This window comes from Streptomyces sp. NBC_01296 (assembly GCF_035984415.1).
GTDB lineage: Bacteria > Actinomycetota > Actinomycetes > Streptomycetales > Streptomycetaceae > Streptomyces.
This window is the reverse complement of sequence record NZ_CP130720.1, coordinates 7,511,820-7,529,273: the sequence shown is the minus strand read 5'-3', so window position 1 is coordinate 7,529,273 and position 17,454 is coordinate 7,511,820. Positions and strand designations below refer to the sequence as shown.

The window sequence follows — 17,454 nt, the reverse complement described above, 5'->3', positions numbered from 1 at the left end:
CCTGCCCCCGCCGGCACCGGTCCACGTCACCTTGAGCTCCGGGCGAACACCTCCAGCGCCTCCGCGAGGCCGGACCGGTCCGTGCCCAGCTTCCGGTAGAGCGGGGACAGGTCCCGGCCCCGCGCCGCCGGGTCGTCCCGTACGGCCAGTTCCGCCATCCGGAATTGCTCGTCCGTCAGCCCGTCCTCCCGGACCGCACCGCCCGCCGGCGCGGCGGGCGTCCCCACACCGCCCTGTGCCGCAGCACCCGTCGGTGCCCCGCCCAGACTCGCCACCAGCCCGTCCGCCCCGCACTCCCGCGCCGTCGCCACCGCCTGCGCCAGCAGCTCCGCGTCCCCGAGCTCCGTGGCCAGCGCGGCCAGCGCGCACGCCAGCTCGTACCCGGCCGGCGAGGCCGACAGCAGCTCCACCGCCTCCGTCAGCAGCCCCGCCCGCTCGTCCGGGGCCGCCACCTCCGCCGCCACCCGCAGCGCCTGCCCCACACCCGACGGGGCCCCGAAGGCGCGGGCCCGCCGTACCGCATCGGCGGTCAGGGCCTGCGCCCTGGCGGGGTCCTGTGCCGCCACGGCCCGGGCCAGGTGCAGCTGCCACGGACACCAGGACGGGTTCTGGATCCCGCGCCGGCTCAGCCTGCGGTCCACGGCCTCGAGTTCGGCCGCCGCCGCCTTCGTCTGGCCGCGGGCCAGCAGCAGTTCGGCGTACACGGTCTGGGGGTCGGGGAAGACCACCGCTGCCGGGACGGACTCCCCCAACGCGTGCTCCTGCGCCAGCTCCCAGGCCTCGTCCACCCGTCCCCGCGCGAGCAGCGTCGTGGCGAGGATCGCGATGTTGTACCAGTGCACGGGCGTGCCGCGCCCCACGCGCTCGGCGAGCCGCAGTCCGGCCCGGGCCAGCTCCTCGGCCTCCGCGAGGCGCCCGCGCCGGTAGCGGATGTACGCGCGCAGGCTGTACGCGAAGGACAGGTGGGCCCCGCGCCAGCCCTGCCGTTCGAACTCGGCGGTGCCGGCCTCGAAGAGTTCCTCCGCCCGGCCGGGCCGGTCGGCGTACATGTGGACCATGGCGGCGAGCACCGGTACCTCGAAGCCGCGGTCCTCGTAGGCCCAGCTGAACTCCTTGCCCAGGGCCCGTACGGCGTGGTGCAGGACCACGTCCACGGGTTCGCCGCGCAGGCAGGCGTCCCAGGCGCGCAGCCCGATGATGTACCGCTCGGTGAGGTCGCGGCCGGTCAGCCGGTCGGCGAGCCGGGTCAGCCGGCGCGAGCGCGCCGGGGAGTCGGGCTCGACGGCGTCGAAGGCGTCCCACATGAACTGCTCGGACTGCAGGCGCAGTCGGGTCCGGGCGTCCGGGGTGTGCGGGATCTCCCGCGCGAGCGAGTCCGAGGCCTCGGCGAGGCGGTCGCTGTGGGCGAGGACCTGGGCGAGCCGGATGACGATGCCCTGGCGCAGCGCGGGGTCGTCGAAGGGTTCGGCGAGCGCGGCGCGCAGGTGGTTCACGGTGTTCGCGGGTTCGGTGAGCAGGGAGGCGCAGCCGAGCTCGTACAGCACGGCCGCGCGCCCGTCGAAGTCCGGAGGCTCGCGCAGGGCGCGGGCGAGCTGGCGGCGGGCGGCCTCGGGGGCGCCGGCCCGCAGGTTCTCGGCGGCGGCCTCGCGCAGGGTCCGTACCACCCAGGGGTCGTTCTCGGGGTGGGTCTCCAGCAGGTGGCGGGCGGCGTTGGAGGCGCCGAGTCCGGCGTCGACGACGGCCACGGCGGCCTGTCCGTGGAGGGCGACCCGCAGTGCGTCGGGGATGGCCCGGTACAGGGCGGTGGCGATGAGCGGGTGGACGAACTCCAGCCCGGCGTCGGGCTCTTCGCCGGGGCCGGACAGGATGCGGGCCTCCCGCAGCCGCCGGGTGGCGTCGGCCGCCTCCTCGGGACCGAGTGTGCCGACCCGGGCGGCGAGCTCCTGCGGGATGGCGGTGCCCAGGACGGCGCAGGCCCAGGCGAAGCGGACGGTGGAGGGGCCGAGGCGTTCGAGGCGGGCGACGAGGCCGCTGCCGCGCTGGGCGGCGGCGAGGTCGCGCAGCAGCGGGGCGCTGGCCGAGGTGGGGTCGAGGCCCTTGTCGCGGACCTTGGCGGTGAGCTCGACGGCTTCGAAGGGGTTGCCGGTGGTGACGGCCCAGGCCTCGCGGCAGAAGGCGTCGTCGGCGTGGTCCCCGACCGCCTCGCGGACCAGGGTGGACACGGCGGCCTCGGTGAGCGGTGCGAGGGCCAGCGGGCGGTGTCCCGCGCGGCCGGGCAGCGTACGGAACGCCTCGGCGTGCGCGGGCAGTTCCTCGGGGCGGTACGCGACGACGAGGAGCAGCGGGAGGTGCTCGGCGCGCGGGGCGAACGCGGCGAGCCAGGAGAGGGATTCGGGGTCGGCCCAGTGGGCGTCGTCGAGGACGAGGGTGACGGGGGCGCGCTGCACGGTGAGGTGGGTGAGGACCCAGTCGAGGCCGTCGCGCAGGCCCTGGGGGTCGGGCGGGGCGCCCTGTTCGGGGGCGCACAGGCCGAGCGCGGGGCCGACGATGGGGTACCAGCTGCCGAGGGCGGCGTGCAGTTCCTCCTCGGAGTGGCCGGCCAGTTGGGGCTGGATGAGCTGGCGGGCGACGTGGAAGGGCTGGCTCTGCTCCTGTTCGCCGCCGCGGGCGGCCAGCAGCGTGCAGTTGCGGGCGAGGGCGCGGCGGCGCACCTCGGCGAGGAGGGTGGTCTTGCCGAGGCCGGCGGGGCCGGAGAAGGCGAGCAGCACGCCGCCCGCGACGGTGTCCGTACGGCGTGCGCCGCGGGATCCGGTGAGCTGCTCCAGGGCTTCGTCGACGGTGGCGAGTTCTGCCTCGCGTTCGAACATCTTTCGCCGTTTGCGGGTCCGGCGTTCCGTCATGGCTGGTACCCCCCAGGCCTGTTCGGGGCATCAGCGTACGCCCGCGCGCGCGTGGGGGAAGGCCCTCTGCGGGGAAAGATCGGAATCTTTGGTATCGGGCCGTTGCAGTCCTTTACGGGTGCCCCTCTTGCGCCGAACGGGTTGCCAGTTGCTCCAGTACCGCGACGGCCTCGGCCGCCCGTTCGGCGGGTACGAAGAGGTGGTCGTGGTGGTACCCGGCGATGACGTTGCAGCTGAGTCCGTGCGCGGCGAGCTCGGCGGCGAAGGCGCCGGTGAGGCCGACGGCGTCGAGGGCGGAGTGGATGCGCAGGGTGATCCACCCGGCGGTGTAGTCGTAGGCGAGGCCGGCGGCGTCGGCGTCCTCCTGGCGCAGGACCAGGGTGAGCCCCTCGGCTTCCAGGACGGTGGCGACGGGGGTGGCTGCGGCGGGCGGCGCCGTGGCTCCGGGGACGGTGCAGAAGACGTACCGCCCCTCGTGCAGCTCGGGGCGCATGCCGCTCAGCAGTTTCCTCAGGTCGCTCTCGCCGCTCGGCCACCCTACCTATCATCCCGTTATGACCGATTCCGCGCCGGCAGGGTCGGCGCCTGCGGAGGGCGAACGGCACGCCTCCTGGCTGGAGCTGTTCTTCGACCTGACGGCGGTGGCGGGCGTCGCCCAGCTGGCGCACCTGCTGCACGGCAGCCCCGGTGGGGACGATGTGGCGCTGTACGTGGTGATGTTCCTGGCGTTCTGGACGGGCTGGATGCTGTTCACGGTGTACGGGAACGTCAGCGGCGAGGAGGTCCGCACGTGGACGGTGCTGGCGGGGATGTTCGGGATGGCGGTGATGGCGGCCTCGGTGCGCGGCGTACGGGAGGACCGGGCGGGGGCGTTCGCGCTGGCCTACATCCTGGTGCGGTCGCTGGCAGGCAAGGCGTGGGAGCGGCGCGGGGAGTACGTGCCGGACCTGCCGATCACGCAGCTGGGGCTGGGGCTGACGCCGTGGATCGTGTCGATGTGGTTCGACGGGACGGCCCGGTACGCGCTGTGGGCGCTGGGGCTGGCCATCGACCTGGCGGTGATGTTCTCGGTGTCCGGCACGAGGCTGGCCGCCCGGGTGGACGCGCAGTACGCGCAGGAGGCGGCGCGCAGGCGGCGGGCCGCGCCCAAGCCGGTGGCGGCGCTGATGGACGCGCCGCATCTCGGGGAGCGGCTGGGCCTGTTCCAGCTGATCGTGCTGGGCGAGGCGGTGGCCCAGGTGGTGGCCGCCGCCTCGCAGGTGGAGTGGGACGCGGCGCTGTACGGGGTCGGCATCGGCGCGTTCCTGCTGCTGCTCCTGCTGTGGTCGCTGTCGTTGCGGCACGGGGCGGACGGGGTGCCGCTGCTGGCGTGGGACGTCCTTCCGGTACGGCTCGTGCTGCCGCTGCACTGCTTCGTCGCGGGTTCGGTGGCGGCGCTGGCGGCGGCGCTCGGCAATGCGGTGGAGTACACGGACCATGCGGTTCCGGAGTCGGTGCGGTGGCTGTTGTGCGGGAGCCTCGCGGTGTACCTGGCGATCGCGGGGGTGGCGGCGCTCGGCACGGGGCGCGGGAGGCGGGAGGTTCTGCTGCTGGTGGGGCCGTCGCTGGCGGCGGTGCTGGTGGCGGGGGCGGTGGCCCGGGGTGCCGCGGCCGTCCAGCTGGCGTGGCTGCTGGTGCTGGCGGCGGCGTGGCCGCGGGTGGTGCTGGAACGCCTCCCGCGGACGCCGCCGACGCCTCACCAGAACTCCCGGCCCTCGCTGTCGTAGATGCGGCGGTGCCACCAGGCGAGGGGGCGGCCGCTCCAGTCGGCCCACCGGCCGGCGGGCGGGTCCGGTTCGGGGAGGGTGCGCCGGCGGAACTCCGCGTCCAGGACGTGCAGGACGCGGCCCAGCGCGGTGCGGGCGGCGGGCGGCAGGGTGTGGTGGAGATCGGCGAGTTCGTCCCGGACGACGGCGACGTCGTCGCGCGCGCATCCGGGGCAGGCCGGGCACGAGGAGCGGGCCAGGAGCAGGGGGCTGCCCGGGCGGCTCAGGAAGGCCCGGTACCGCATCAGCAGGTCCGCGACCTCGTCGCCCCGGCCGGCCCCGGCCCAGTGGACCGCCGCTGCGGCGGCGGCCGGGAGCCGGTCCACGGAGGGCAGTTGCCATGCCCAGGCGGGCGGCCGGCGGTCCTCGTACGTTCCTCGTTCGGCGCGCAGTGCGCCGGGCCGTCTACGCGGCATCGCCCTTTCGGCGGATGATCGTCATACCGGCCACTCTCGCACATCCGGGCGGCCGTGTCAGGCGGATGTGCGGCGGCGCCACCGGCGCGGCGGCTCCGCGTCCGGTGGTGCGCCGCGTCGGGCCGCCGACTACGTCAGGTCGAACTCCCCGCCCCGCGCGTTCATGACGAACTTGCGCCACTCGTCCGGCGCGAAGATCAGCGAGGGGCTCTCGGGGCGGTCGCCGTTGCGCATCGCGATGAACCCCTCGACGAAGGCGATCTGGACGTCGCCCGCCCCCCGGCTGCTCGACTGCCAGTCCGCCCCGCTGAGATCGAGGTCCGGCTTGCCCCAGCCGGCCAGAGGCTGCGAAATCATGCTTTCGGCCACGTGCGTGCTCCTCCCGGTACGTCGTCCGGGGGCCAGAGTAACCATGGCAGCGGGTGCCGCACAGGCCACGGTGAGTCACCCGTGGCCGGTCGGGCACCAGCCGCGCGCCCGCCGGGAGGAGCGAGCCCGTTCAGGAAGTCGGGGACCCCGCTCCCACCAGCCACATCGCGAAGAACTGCGCGCCGCCGCCGTACGCGTGGCCCAGGGCCCGGCGGGCGCCCGGCACCTGGTGTTCACCGGCCTGGCCGCGGACCTGGAGGGCCGCTTCCGCGAAGCGGATCATGCCGGAGGCGCCGATCGGGTTGGTGGACAGCACCCCGCCCGAGGGGTTGACCGGGAGGTCTCCGTCGAGTTCGGTGACCCCGGCCTCGGTGAGCTTCCAGCCCTCGCCCTCCTCGGCGAAGCCGAGGTTCTCCAGCCACATCGGCTCGTACCAGGAGAACGGCACGTACATCTCCACCGCGTCGATCTCGCGGCGCGGATCGGTGATCCCGGCCTGCCGGTAGACGTCGGCCGCGCAGTCCTTGCCCGCCTGCGGGGAGACGAAGTCCTTGCCCGCGAAGAGCGTCGGCTCGCTGCGCATCGCCCCGCCGTGCACCCAGGCCGGCGGCCGCGGTGAACGGGCCGCGCCCGCCCGGTCGGTGAGGACCATCGCGCAGGCCCCGTCCGAGGAGGGGCAGGTCTCGGAGTACCGGATCGGGTCCCACAGCATCGGCGAGGCCTGGACCTTCTCCAGGGTGATGTCGTGCTCGTGCAGGTGCGCGTACGGGTTCTTCAGCGCGTTGCGGCGGTCCTTGTAGGCCACGAGCGAGCCGACCGCATCGGGGGCGCCCGTACGCCGCATGTACGCGCGCACGTGCGGGGCGAAGAACCCGCCGGCGCCCGCCAGCAGCGGCTGCTGGAAGGGGACGGGCAGCGACAGGCCCCACATGGCGTTGGACTCGGACTGCTTCTCGAACGCGAGGGTCAGGACGGTCCGGTGGACCCGCGCCGCGACCAGGTTGGAGGCGACGAGGGCGGTGGATCCGCCGACCGAACCGGCGGTGTGGACGCGGAGCATGGGCTTGCCGACCGCGCCGAGGGCGTCCGCCAGGTACAGCTCCGGCATCATCACGCCCTCGAAGAAGTCGGGGGCCTTGCCGATGACGACCGCGTCGATGTCCGCCCAGGTCAGCTCGGCGTCGGCGAGGGCGCGCGCCGCTGCCTCGCGGACGAGCCCCGCGATGGAGACGTCGTGGCGGGCGGCGACGTGCTTGGTCTGGCCGATGCCGACGACGGCGACCGGCTCCTTTCCCGTACGCGTCATGCGGGTTCCCCTTCCAGGACGGCGACCAGGTTCTGCTGGAGGCAGGGGCCGGAGGTGGCGTGCGCGACGGCCCGGTCGCAGGCGCCGCGGTGGATCCGGGCGGCGGCCTCGCCGATCCGGATGAGGCCGGCGGCCATGACCGGGTTGGCGGCGAGCGCCCCGCCGGACGGGTTGACGACGACGTCCTCGCCGAGTCCCAGCGCCTTGCGCAGGACCACCTCCTGGGAGGAGAACGGCGCGTGCAGTTCGGCCGTGTCCACCGGGCGTTCGAAGACCCCGGCGTGCTCGGCGGCGATCCGGGTGGACGGCGAGTCGGTGAGGTCGCGCAGGCCCAGGCTGTGGGCCTCGATGCGGTGGTCGATGCCGGTGATCCAGGCGGGTCGCTCGCAGAGCCTGCGCGCGGTGTCGCCCGCGGCGAGGACGACGGCGGCGGCGCCGTCGCCGATGGGCGGGCAGTCGCCCGTACGCAGCGGCCGGACCTCGTACCCGCCCTGCGCGACGGCGCCGCCCCTGAGCTGGGCGTGCGGGTTGGCCTCGGCGGCGGCCCGGCTGCGGGCTCCGATCCCGGCGAGCGCCGCCTCGTCGGTCTCGCCCGCGTCGATGAGCGCCTGGGCCTGGAGGGCGGCCAGGGCCACCGAGTCGGGCCAGAGCGGAGCGAGGTAGTACGGGTCGAGCTGCCGGGTCAGGACGTCCCGTACGGATCCCGGGGAGGACTTCCCGTACGAGTAGACCAGCGCGGTGTCGGCCTCGCCGGTCTGGATCTTGACCCAGGCCTCGTAGAGGGCCCAGGCGCCGTCCATCTCGACGTGCGACTCGGAGATCGGCGGCCAGGCGCCGACCCCGTCGAGGGTCATGGTGAAGGAGAAGGCGCGGCCGGCGAGGTAGTCGCTGGATCCGGAGCAAGTGAAGCCGATCTCGCCGGCCTTCAGACCGGTCTGGGCCAGGACCTGGTGCAGGACCGGCATGACCATCTCGACTTCGCTGAGTTCGTCGCTGCGGCGCCGGTGGTCGCTCTGCGCGAAGGCGACGACGGCGACGTCGCGTGCGTACCTGCTCGTCGCGGGCATCAGATGAGCTCCTTGTACGCGTCGTAGTCGGCGTCCGGCTCGCCGGTGGGGCGGTAGTGGTCGGGGTGGCGGCCGCCCTCGGTCCACACGGGTTCGACGCGCAGGCCCATGCGGACCTGGTCGTACGGGATGCCGCCGATCCGCCCGTGCAGGGCGAGGTCGGCGCCGTCGAGGGCGATGTGGGCGTAGACGTAGGGGACTTCGATGTCGAGATTCCGGGCCTTGATGTTGACGATGCAGTACGTGGTGACCGTGCCGGCCGGGCCGACCTCGACCTGGTCGGTGGTGGCGACCCCGCAGGTGGGGCAGGCCCCGCGGGGCGGTACGTACACCTTGTGGCAGGAGGGGCAGCGCTCGCCGACGGTCCGCCGGTCGGCGAGGGCGTTGATGTAGGCGGTCTGGGAGCGGCCGGGGCTGTAGGTGTAGTCGAGGCGGGCGGCGGCGACGATGCCGGTGACGGCGTCGGCGAACTGCCCGTCGTGCGGGGTCGCTTGCGCGGCTTCCGGGGTGTCGTGCGGCTCGAAGCAGGCGATGTCGGTGATCGCCCCGGTGCGCTCCTCGGCCCAGCGGATCCGGACCCGCATGCCCGTGTGGACGGCTTCGGGGCCGGGGGCGTCGAGGGCGTGCAGGATCGCGGTGTCGGCGCCGTCGAGGCGGACCAGGACCCAGGCGAAGGGGGCGGCGAGGGGCTGGTTCGGGCGCGGGGAGCCGTTCCAGGCCCAGGTGGTGACGGTTCCGGCGGCGCCGACCTCGACGAGCTCGCGGATCTCCTCGGCGGTGACGGGGTCGTACTCGACGGGCGGGACCATCACCTTGCCGTCGGCCGTCTTGACGCCGAGGACGACGCGCTCGCGCAGCCCGGTGAGGAAGGCGCTCTGGACGGGCCCGAGGGACCGGGTGAAGGGGAATTCGACGACGAGGGGCGCACGGAGCACCTCGGGTGGGGACGCGGCTGCTGTCATGAGAGCCCTCCGATGTTCGAAAACGATCAACAACACGTGCAAGTCCAGACACGGGAACCCCGGCCCCGCCCGGCAGAATCCGGCCCCGCCGACGTCTGGGGCTCCGGGGCCCGGGACGACGCCCGACCGGCAGAATCCAGCCCCGCCGGCGTTTGAGGCGCGGGGGTCCGGGGGCGGAGCCCCCGGCAGCGGCGCCGCACCGGCACTCGACCGCCGGGCCCGGCGGCTCCGGCAGGGCCCCGGCTGCGGCCGGCGGAGCAACGGCGGGGGCCGGGCCTGCTACTCCCGCCGGTACACGGCATCCCGCTTCTCCGCGAAGGCCCGCGCCCCCTCCTTCGCGTCGGCCGTGTCGAAGATCGGCCATCCCCGCACCAGTTCGGAGGCGAGCCCTTCCCGCTCGGTCATTTCGGCCGCCTCGTAGACGGAGGCCTTGACGGCCTCGACGGCCAGCGGCCCGCACGCGTTGATCTGCCCGGCCAGCTCCAACGCCGTCTCCAGCGCGGCCCCCTGCGGGACCACCCGCCCGATCAGCCCGATCCGGGCTGCCTCCTCGGCCGAGTACGGCCGGCCGGTCAGCAGCATCTCCAGCGCGTGCGTCCGCGCGATCTGCCGCGGCAGCCGTACCGTCGAGCCGCCGATCGGGAACAGGCCCCGCTTGACCTCGAAGAGCCCGAAGGTGGCGCCCGCGCCCGCGACCCGGATGTCCGTGCCCTGCAGGATCTCGGTCCCGCCTGCCACGCAGTAGCCCTCCACCGCCGCGATCACCGGCTTGCGCGGCCGGTGGTGGCGGAGCATCGCCTTCCAGTGCAGGTCGGGGTCGGCCTTCAGGCGGTCGCGGTACTGGTCGCCCGCCATCCCCTTCCCGGCCAGCGCCTTGAGGTCCATCCCGGCGCAGAAGTCCCCGCCCGCGCCGGTCAGGACCACCGAGCGGATCGTGTCGTCGGCGTCCGCCTCCAGCCAGCCGTCGTACAGCCCCACCAGCAGCGGCAGCGAGAGCGCGTTCTTCGCCTCGGGCCTGTTCATGGTGAGCACCAGCGTGGCGCCGTGGCGCTCCACGGTCAGGTGTTCGGTCCCACCCATTGCCGTCCTCCCGTCTCAAGACCTAGAACAGGTTGCAGGAGGGCCGGGTGCAGTTCAATAGTTTTCTGACACACAGTCAGATTTCTTGGACCGCGCCCTTCCCACTTGGGCTGAGCGGCGCTCTAATGACCGCCGCGGGCAGCACAGCCATGGGCCCGGCAACGGGCAACCTCGGGGGTGAGGAGGAACGGTGGAGTACAACCTTGCCGACCTGTTCGAGTCGGTCGTCGACGTGGTCCCGGACCGCGAGGCCCTTGTGTACGTGGACCACCCCGGGACCGGCGCCGAGCGCCGCCTCACGTACGCGGAGCTGGACACCGCGGCGAACCGCATCGCGCACCACCTGCTGGACAGCGGCTTGACGGCCGGCGAGCACCTGGGCCTGCACCTCTACAACGGCATCGAGTACCTGCAGACCGTCCTGGCCTGCCTCAAGGCCCGCCTCGTACCGGTGAACGTCAACTACCGGTACGTGGAGGAGGAGCTGGTCTACCTCTACAACGACGCCGACCTCGCCGCGCTCGTCTTCGAGGGCGAGTTCACGGAGCGGGTGGCCGCCGCCCTCCCGCAGACGGCGAAGCTGCGCCACCTGATCCGCGTCGGGGCCACCCCCGAGGGCGCCCCGGAGCCCTCGATCGCCCCGGTCGCGTACGCGGACGCCGAGGCGGCCGGCTCGCCCGCGCGCGGCTTCGCGCCCCGCTCCCCCGACGACCTGTTCATCATCTACACGGGCGGCACCACCGGCATGCCCAAGGGCGTCATGTGGCGCGCGGAGGACCTGTTCTTCGCGGGGCTCTTCGGCGGCGAGCCCTCGGGCGAGCCGGTGAAGCGGCCCGAGGAGCTCGCCGAACGGGTCGCGTCGAAGGGCGCCGGGCTCACCTTCTTCCCCGCGCCCCCGCTGATGCACGGCACCTCGACGCTGACCTCGTTCATCGCCTTCAACTACGGCCAGCGGGTGGTCATCCACCGCAAGTACGCGCCGGAGGAGGTGCTCCGCACGATCGAGAAGGAGAAGGTGTCGAGCGTTTCGCTGGTGGGCGACGCGATGCTCCGGCCGCTCATCGATGCGCTGAGGGGCCCGCTCGAGGGGACCGACCTGTCCTCGCTGTTCAGCGTCTCCTCGTCCGGGGCGATCATGTCGGAGACGGTACGGGCCGAGTTCCAGCGGCTGGTGCCGAACGTGATGCTGCTGAACAACTTCGGATCCTCGGAGTCCGGGTCCAACGGCCGGGCGGCGGACGACTCGAGCCCCGAGAAGGGCTTCCGCCTCGTCGTCAACGACCGTACGCAGGTGGTGGACCCGGTGACGCACGAGCCGGTGCCGGTCGGCGTACCGGGGCGGCTCGCCCAGCGCGGCCACGTCCCGCTCGGCTACTACAACGACGCGGCGAAGACCGCCGAGACGTTCTTCCGGAAGGGCTCCGAGCGGTGGGTGCTGCTCGGGGACATGGCGACGGTCGACGAGGAGGGCATCGTCACGGTCCTCGGGCGCGGTTCGCAGTGCATCAACACGGGTGGCGAGAAGGTCTACCCGGAGGAGGTCGAGCAGGCGCTGAAGTCCCATCCGGACGTGTACGACGCCCTGGTCGCCGGGGTGCCGGACGCGAAGTGGGGCAATCACGTGGCGGCGGTGGTCCAGGTCCGACCGGGCGCCCCGGAGCCGAGCCTGGAGGAGATCCAGAGCCACTGCAGGACCCGGCTCGCGGGGTACAAGATCCCGCGCCAGCTGGTCGTCATGCCGGCCATCCAGCGCTCGCCGAGCGGCAAGGCGGACTACCGCTGGGCGAAGTCGGTGGCGACGGAGGCGGACGCCGGCGCGGACGCGGCGCACTGATCCGGCCGGGCGCCGTGGCCGCGGGCGGGGCCGGCAGGCCTCGCAGGGCGCGCGCCCAGGTCCCGTCTACAGCTGGGTGCGCAGTTCGGCCGCCAGGCTGCGGGCCCAGGACGCGAGCTCGTCGCGGTCCGCGCCCTGGCCCAGTACGTCGGCCTGCTCGTCGGAGAGCCGCACCGGGCCGGGGTGTTCCAGCAGGAGGGCCACCTCGGCCAGCAGCCCGACCAGGCGGCGGGCGCCGGCGGCGCCGAGCCGTACCGATACCGCGGGGTCGATGACGGACATCGCCGCCGCCTCCCTTCACGCCTCTTCGGCGGGGGCCTCTCCCTCGACCGTACGCCGCGGGCCGGGCGGCCGCCTGCCGCCCGGGCCGCGCGGCCGCCCGGGGTCCGCCCGGCCCGGCCGCCCTTGCCCGGCGCTCAGACCCCTTCGGCCAGGAAGCGCTCGACCCGGGCCGCGAACCACTGCGGGTCGTCCAGCCACGGGAAGTGCGCGCCGCCCGCCTGGACGTCGACGGCGCCGTGCGGGAAGAGCCCCGCGAGTTCGGCGGCAAGCGCGGGGGTGGGGTTGCTGTCCAGTTCCCCGGCCAGCACCAGCACCTCGCCCTCGACACGGCGGAGCCCGGCCCGGGTGGCGGGCGGGTCGAAGGCGCCGGGGCCCGCGTAGGCGGCGGCCGCCACCGCGTTCTTCTCGCGGTCGCTCGCGTCGAGGTGGGCGCGCACCTCGTCGTTCCAGCGCCCGTACGCGAGCGGCATGGCCTGGCGCCAGTCCGCGGGGGCGGGGGTGCCACCGGCCGCCATGATCCCCTGGATCCGTTCGTAGGCGGCGATGGCCGTGTCGTAGGGCTCGCTGCCCGAGCGCTTCCGGACCACCTCCAGGCGCTGCTCCGGGGTCGAGTCGAGGCCCACGGCCCAGCAGGTCGGGGTGACCAGGACCAGGCGCCGCACCCGCTCGGGGTGGACGGCCGCGTACAGCTGGGCGAGGTTGCCGCTGGCCGAGTGGGCCAGCACGTCCATGCGCTCGAGGCCGAGGTGGACCCGCAGCGCCTCGACGTCGGCGACCTGGTGGTCGACCCGGTACGTGGACTCGTCCGCCGGTATCGCCGAGTCGCCCGTGCCCCGCAGGTCGAGGAGGATCAGCCGGCGTCCGGCGGTCAGCCCGCCGAGGTCGCCCAGGTACGCGGAGGCCCGCATGGCGCCGCCCGGGAGGCAGACGAGCGGCTCGCCCTCTCCCCGGACGTGGTAGGCGAGTTCGGTGCCGTCATGGGAAGTGAAGATCGACATGCGCCCATCTCACCATGCGATCACTCGTTCGAGTCATTGATTTAGTCGCGGAGCTGGGGCAATCTACCGAATGATCGGTCGGTTTGTTGGCTCACGGCTCACGGCTCACGATGGGGTGACGGCATGACGGCGCATGCGGATGTCCACGACGACAGCGAGCGGCTGAGCAGCGACGAGCTCGCCGCGCTCCAGCTGAAGCGACTGCGTACCACGCTGAGCCGTGCCTACGAGCGGGTGCCCCACTACCGGCAGGCCTTCGACAAGGCCGGCGTGCACCCCGACGACTGCCGCTCCCTCGCCGATCTCTCCCTCTTCCCCTTCACCACCAAGGCCGACCTGCGCGACCAGTACCCCTTCGGCATGTTCGCCGTGCCCCGCTCCGAGGTGCGCCGCATCCACGCCTCCAGCGGCACCACCGGCCGCCCCACCGTCGTCGGGTACACCGACGGGGACCTCTCCACCTGGGCGGACGTGGTGGCCCGGTCCATCCGGGCGGCGGGCGGCAGACCGGGCCAGATCGTGCACATCGCGTACGGGTACGGCCTGTTCACCGGCGGCCTCGGCGCGCACTACGGCGCGGAGCGGCTCGGCTGTACGGTCGTCCCGGCGTCCGGCGGGATGACCGACCGCCAGGTCCGGCTGATCCAGGACTTCCGGCCGGAGGTGATCATGGTGACGCCCTCGTACATGCTCACGCTGCTGGACGAGATGGAGCGCCAGGGGATCGACCCGCGCAGCACCTCGCTCCGTACGGGCATCTTCGGCGCGGAGCCGTGGACCGAGGAGATGCGCCGGGAGATCGAACAGCGGCTCGACATCGACGCGGTGGACATATACGGGCTGTCCGAGGTGATCGGCCCGGGCGTGGCGCAGGAGTGCGTGGAGACCAAGGACGGCCTGCACATCTGGGAGGACCACTTCTATCCGGAGGTCGTCGACCCGTTCACCGGCGAGGTGCTGCCGGAGGGCGAGTCCGGGGAGCTGGTGTTCACCTCCCTCACCAAGGAGGCCATGCCCATCATCCGCTACCGGACCCGGGATCTGACCCGGCTGCTGCCCGGTACGGCACGTCCGGCCTTCCGGCGGATGGAGAAGGTGACCGGCCGCAGCGACGACATGATCATCCTGCGCGGGGTCAACCTCTTCCCGACGCAGATCGAGGAGGTCCTGCTCCGCACGCCCGGCCTGGCGCCGCACTTCCAGCTGCGCCTGACCCGCGAGGGCCGGATGGACGCCCTGACCGTACGGGTGGAGGCGCGCCGGGAGGCGGACGCCGGTCTGCGGGAGTCGGCGGCCGCCGCCGTGGTCCGGGCGGTCAAGGAGGGCGTCGGGGTGTCCGTGCGGGTCGAGGTGGTCGACCCGGAGACGCTGGAGCGCTCGGTGGGCAAGATCAAGCGGCTGGTGGACCTGCGAGAAGCTCGGTAACCGCCCGCAGAGCCGCCTCGGGACGGCCGAGGCGGGCCACGAGCTCTTCGACGAAGGCCTCCACGTGTGGCGGCCTGGGGCCGGGGCGGGTGGCGCAGAACCAGGTGCGGGCCAGGGGCCGGGCTCCGATCCGGACCAGCGCCAGGCCGTGGGAGGCCGCGTACGGGGCGGCCACCCAGTTCGGCAGGACCGCGACGCCCTGGCCGCCGGCCGCCATCTCGATCACCAGGTCGGTGACCAGGGGCATGGTGGTGATCCGGCCGGGCCGGGCCCCGGGGGGAAGCGGCAGCGGGAACGACGGGATCCGGCTCTGGTCGTAGACGTCGTAGAGGACCAGGTCGACACCGGTGAAGTCGGCGGCAGTCACGTGCTTGCGGGACGCCCAGGGGTGCCCGGCCGGCACGACGGCCACCATCTCGTCCTCGAACAGCGGGATCAGCTCCACCCGGTCCATCTGCACGTCCGGCTTGGTGACCAGCGCGACGTCGACGAGATCGGCGAGCAGCGCCGGAATGGGAGCGTCGTCGGCAACCGCCTCGATCCGCACCTCGGCACGGGGCTCGCGTTCGCGGAACGCGCGCAGCACCGGAGGCAGCCACTGGAAGGTGGTGCTGCATTGCGCGGCGAAGCGGACCCGACGCTCCCGGCCGTCGCGCATCTCCCGCAGATCGCGGGTGGCCGACTCCAGTTCGCCGAGGATCCGGTGCGCTGCGACCAGCATCCTGCGGCCGGCCGCATTGGGCACGAGGCGGCGACCCTGCCGGTCGAACAGCTGCATGCCCAGCCGGTCCTCCAGCCGCGTCAGCCGCTGGCTGAGGGCGGGCTGGCTCACGAAGAGCCGTTCGGCGGCCGCGGTCAGCGATCCGGCATCGGCGGTGGCGGCCAGAAGTTCCAGGTCGCGCAGGTCCACATCCATAACGATGGATTATCACATGCTTCAAACTCCGTCGTGGTGTTATGAGTTCGGGGCTCATACGTTTCGGGTGTCGCTCGACGAACGACACAACCGGCCCGGACCGACCGCCGGCCGGCCGGCCGAACCGACTGAGCCCGAAAGGCAGAACCATGTCCTACGCCAGCACCCGCACCCGCACCGCCCTGATCACCGGCTCCTCCAGCGGCATCGGCCTGGACATCGCCCGCGCCTTCCTGGCCGACGGCGCCAACGTCGTCCTCAACGGCCGAGACGCCGACCGGCTCGCCAAGGCGGCGGCCGGGCTCGGCCACCCGGAGCGCACCGCCTGGGTCGCGGGCACCATCGCCGACCGCACCACCGGCGAGGCCCTCGTCCGTACCGCGCTCGACCGGTTCGGCAGTGTCGACGTCCTCGTGAACAACGCCGGCACCTTCGCGTCGAAGCCCTTCACCGAGGTCACCGAGGAGGAGCTGGACGGCTTCCTGACCCACAACCTCAAGGGCACGTACATCACCACCCAGTCCTTCGTGCGCGCCGCGCGCGAGCAGGGCCGCGGCGGCAGCGTCGTCAACATCGGCACCGTCCTCGTGGACCACGGACTGGCCGGCTTCCCGGCCTCCGCGCCGGTCGTCAGCAAGGCCGGTGTGCACGGGCTGACCACGAGCCTCGCCGCCGAACTCGCGGCCGACGGCATCCGGGTCAACCTCGTGTCGCCCGGCATCATCCGCACGCCGCTGCATGCGGGCTCCGACGTGGACTCCTTCGGAGGCCTCGCGCTGCTGAACCGCGTCGGCGAGGTCTCCGAGATCTCGCAGGCGGTCCTCTACCTCGCGGACGCCGAGTTCGTGACGGGCCATGCCCTGCGCGTGGACGGCGGCCACGTCACCGGCCGCTCCTGACCCCGCCGACCCCGGCCCCCACCCCGGCCCGACCCACCGGTTTCCCGGAAGGACCCGTCATGCCGTACGTCAATGTGAAGATCACCCGCGAAGGCGCCACCGCCGCCCAGAAGGCCGAGATCATCGCCGGTGTCACCGACCTCCTGGTCCGGGTCCTCGACAAGGACCCCGCCACCACCTTCGTCCTCATCGACGAGGTCGACTTGGAGGACTGGGGTGTAGGGGGCGTTCCGACCGAGGAGTACCGCCGCCGCACCAAGGGCTGAGCGCATCCCGCAAGCTGCCGCGCGGGCACGCGAAACCACCCCTTCGGGCCTACTTCGGGGGAGCCTCCGAGAGCCGGGGGGTCCGTCCGGGTAGTCCATGAGGCGTGACCTCGATCTTCCGACAGCTCCACGACCGGCTCCAGGCCTCCCCGGCCGGGCTGGCGTGGAGCCGGGGGCGGGAGATGGAGCTGATGCACCGGGCCATGGGCTTCGCCGCCCTCGGCTTCCTGACCCTGGTGCCGCTGCTGGTGGTCGTCGCGGCCGCCGCCCCCGGCAGCGGCTCCGGCTTCGGCCGCTGGCTCGGCCAGGCCCTCGGGGTCACCGAGTCCTCGCGGGCCCGGGTCGAGATGCTGTTCGGCGCGGCCGACCTGGCGCTCGAGCGGACCACGGCCTTCGGGCTCGCGGCCCTCGCCGTCTTCGGCCTGACCTTCGGCTCGGCCGTGCAGACCGGGTACGAGAAGGTCTGGGACCTGCCCACCGCCCGCTGGCACACCATGTGGCGGCACGTCGTGTGGCTCGCGCTGCTGGTCTGCTACCTCGGGCTGCTCGTCGAGATCCCCGCGCCGTCGAACGACGCGACCGGCACGATCCTCGGCACCACCGGCGACCTCGTCGGCACCTGCGCGTTCTTCTGGGGCTCCCAGCGGCTGCTGCTCGGCGGCCGGGTCCGCTGGCGGGCCCTGCTGCCGGGGGCGGTGGCGACCAGCCTGGGCCTGCTCGGCCTGCGGGTCTTCTCCCAGCTGGTGTTCTCCCCGCTGATCGCGTCGAACGCCGTCACCTACGGCCCCTTCGGCACGCTGCTGGTCGTCCAGTCCTGGCTGGTCGGCGTCGGCTTCGTCGTCTACGGCGGCGCCCTCGTCGGCCGCATGGTCCACGAACACCTCACCCTCCGGCGCCTCCACGACACCGGGCTGCCGCCCGAGTGACGC

Annotated in this window: 16 protein-coding genes and 1 pseudogene; 6 read left to right on the top strand and 11 right to left on the bottom strand. The window is 73.5% G+C overall.

Features of this window, described 5'->3' with window-relative positions; genetic code table 11:
• Window positions 1–26: 26 nt before the first annotated feature.
• Entirely contained in the window at window positions 27–2,867 is a 2,841-nt protein-coding gene (locus OG299_RS34290; protein ID WP_327363588.1) for an ATP-binding protein, read from the bottom strand.
• A gap of 145 nt (window positions 2,868–3,012) precedes the next feature.
• Window positions 3,013–3,429, bottom strand: a pseudogene (locus tag OG299_RS34285) (ACT domain-containing protein); the annotation flags it as partial.
• A 25-nt stretch (window positions 3,430–3,454) separates the two neighbouring features.
• On the opposite strand from OG299_RS34285, the gene OG299_RS34280 reads away from it, so the two are divergent.
• Window positions 3,455–4,666 (top strand): low temperature requirement protein A, encoded by a 1,212-nt coding sequence (locus OG299_RS34280; RefSeq protein WP_327363587.1) that lies wholly within the window; start codon window positions 3,455–3,457, stop codon window positions 4,664–4,666.
• Here the strand turns inward: OG299_RS34280 and OG299_RS34275 are convergent.
• The 6 genes from OG299_RS34275 to OG299_RS34250 form a co-directional block, all read right to left on the bottom strand.
• Window positions 4,636–5,121 (bottom strand): hypothetical protein, encoded by a 486-nt coding sequence (locus OG299_RS34275; RefSeq protein ID WP_266631938.1) that lies wholly within the window; start codon window positions 5,119–5,121, stop codon window positions 4,636–4,638. The two genes, OG299_RS34280 and OG299_RS34275, sit on opposite strands and share 31 nt — an antisense overlap.
• Before the next feature lie 129 nt (window positions 5,122–5,250).
• On the bottom strand, window positions 5,251–5,490 hold the full coding sequence (locus OG299_RS34270; protein WP_266631936.1) for a DUF397 domain-containing protein: 240 nt from the start codon (window positions 5,488–5,490) through the stop codon (window positions 5,251–5,253).
• Window positions 5,491–5,620: 130 nt separating this feature from the next.
• The gene (locus tag OG299_RS34265; protein WP_327363586.1) at window positions 5,621–6,796 is read right to left on the bottom strand and encodes a thiolase family protein; all 1,176 of its coding nucleotides are present in this window, start codon (window positions 6,794–6,796) and stop codon (window positions 5,621–5,623) included.
• Window positions 6,793–7,863, bottom strand: coding sequence for a thiolase family protein (locus OG299_RS34260; protein ID WP_266631933.1), 1,071 nt, complete (start codon window positions 7,861–7,863; stop codon window positions 6,793–6,795). The genes OG299_RS34265 and OG299_RS34260 overlap by 4 nt, the downstream gene beginning before the upstream one ends.
• Window positions 7,863–8,825: a Zn-ribbon domain-containing OB-fold protein gene (locus OG299_RS34255; RefSeq protein WP_327363585.1), complete on the bottom strand. Its 963-nt coding sequence runs from the start codon at window positions 8,823–8,825 to the stop codon at window positions 7,863–7,865. Before OG299_RS34255 ends, OG299_RS34260 begins: the two co-directional genes overlap by 1 nt.
• 279 nt (window positions 8,826–9,104) lie before the next feature.
• Window positions 9,105–9,905 (bottom strand): crotonase/enoyl-CoA hydratase family protein, encoded by an 801-nt coding sequence (locus tag OG299_RS34250; RefSeq protein WP_327363584.1) that lies wholly within the window; start codon window positions 9,903–9,905, stop codon window positions 9,105–9,107.
• A gap of 190 nt (window positions 9,906–10,095) precedes the next feature.
• Between OG299_RS34250 and OG299_RS34245 the strand changes: the two genes are divergently transcribed.
• A complete protein-coding gene (locus tag OG299_RS34245) occupies window positions 10,096–11,739 on the top strand; it encodes an acyl-CoA synthetase (RefSeq protein WP_327363583.1) in 1,644 nt (547 codons plus the stop codon).
• Window positions 11,740–11,805: 66 nt separating this feature from the next.
• On the opposite strand, the gene OG299_RS34240 is transcribed toward OG299_RS34245, so the two are convergent.
• Together OG299_RS34240 and OG299_RS34235 are read right to left on the bottom strand one after the other, a co-directional pair.
• A complete protein-coding gene (locus OG299_RS34240; protein ID WP_327363582.1) occupies window positions 11,806–12,021 on the bottom strand; it encodes a hypothetical protein in 216 nt (71 codons plus the stop codon).
• A 134-nt stretch (window positions 12,022–12,155) separates the two neighbouring features.
• The gene (locus OG299_RS34235) at window positions 12,156–13,019 is read right to left on the bottom strand and encodes an alpha/beta fold hydrolase (RefSeq protein WP_327363581.1); all 864 of its coding nucleotides are present in this window, start codon (window positions 13,017–13,019) and stop codon (window positions 12,156–12,158) included.
• A 123-nt stretch (window positions 13,020–13,142) separates the two neighbouring features.
• Here OG299_RS34235 and paaK point away from each other — a divergent pair, with 123 nt between their 5' ends.
• The gene (paaK, locus tag OG299_RS34230) at window positions 13,143–14,444 is read left to right on the top strand and encodes a phenylacetate--CoA ligase PaaK (RefSeq protein WP_327363580.1); all 1,302 of its coding nucleotides are present in this window, start codon (window positions 13,143–13,145) and stop codon (window positions 14,442–14,444) included.
• On the opposite strand, the gene OG299_RS34225 is transcribed toward paaK, so the two are convergent.
• Complete coding sequence (locus OG299_RS34225) at window positions 14,410–15,360, bottom strand: LysR family transcriptional regulator (RefSeq protein WP_266631923.1); 951 nt, start codon at window positions 15,358–15,360, stop codon at window positions 14,410–14,412. The two genes, paaK and OG299_RS34225, sit on opposite strands and share 35 nt — an antisense overlap.
• A gap of 149 nt (window positions 15,361–15,509) precedes the next feature.
• On the opposite strand from OG299_RS34225, the gene OG299_RS34220 reads away from it, so the two are divergent.
• The 3 genes from OG299_RS34220 to OG299_RS34210 all read left to right on the top strand — a co-directional run bounded on the left by OG299_RS34220 (window position 15,510) and on the right by OG299_RS34210 (window position 17,451).
• Complete coding sequence (locus OG299_RS34220) at window positions 15,510–16,259, top strand: SDR family NAD(P)-dependent oxidoreductase (protein ID WP_266631922.1); 750 nt, start codon at window positions 15,510–15,512, stop codon at window positions 16,257–16,259.
• A 59-nt stretch (window positions 16,260–16,318) separates the two neighbouring features.
• Window positions 16,319–16,525 carry a tautomerase family protein gene (locus OG299_RS34215; protein ID WP_327363579.1) on the top strand — a complete coding sequence of 69 codons (207 nt, stop codon included), beginning with the start codon at window positions 16,319–16,321 and terminating at the stop codon, window positions 16,523–16,525.
• Between the two features lie 104 nt (window positions 16,526–16,629).
• Window positions 16,630–17,451 carry a YhjD/YihY/BrkB family envelope integrity protein gene (locus tag OG299_RS34210; protein ID WP_327363578.1) on the top strand — a complete coding sequence of 274 codons (822 nt, stop codon included), beginning with the start codon at window positions 16,630–16,632 and terminating at the stop codon, window positions 17,449–17,451.
• Window positions 17,452–17,454 lie beyond the last annotated feature (3 nt).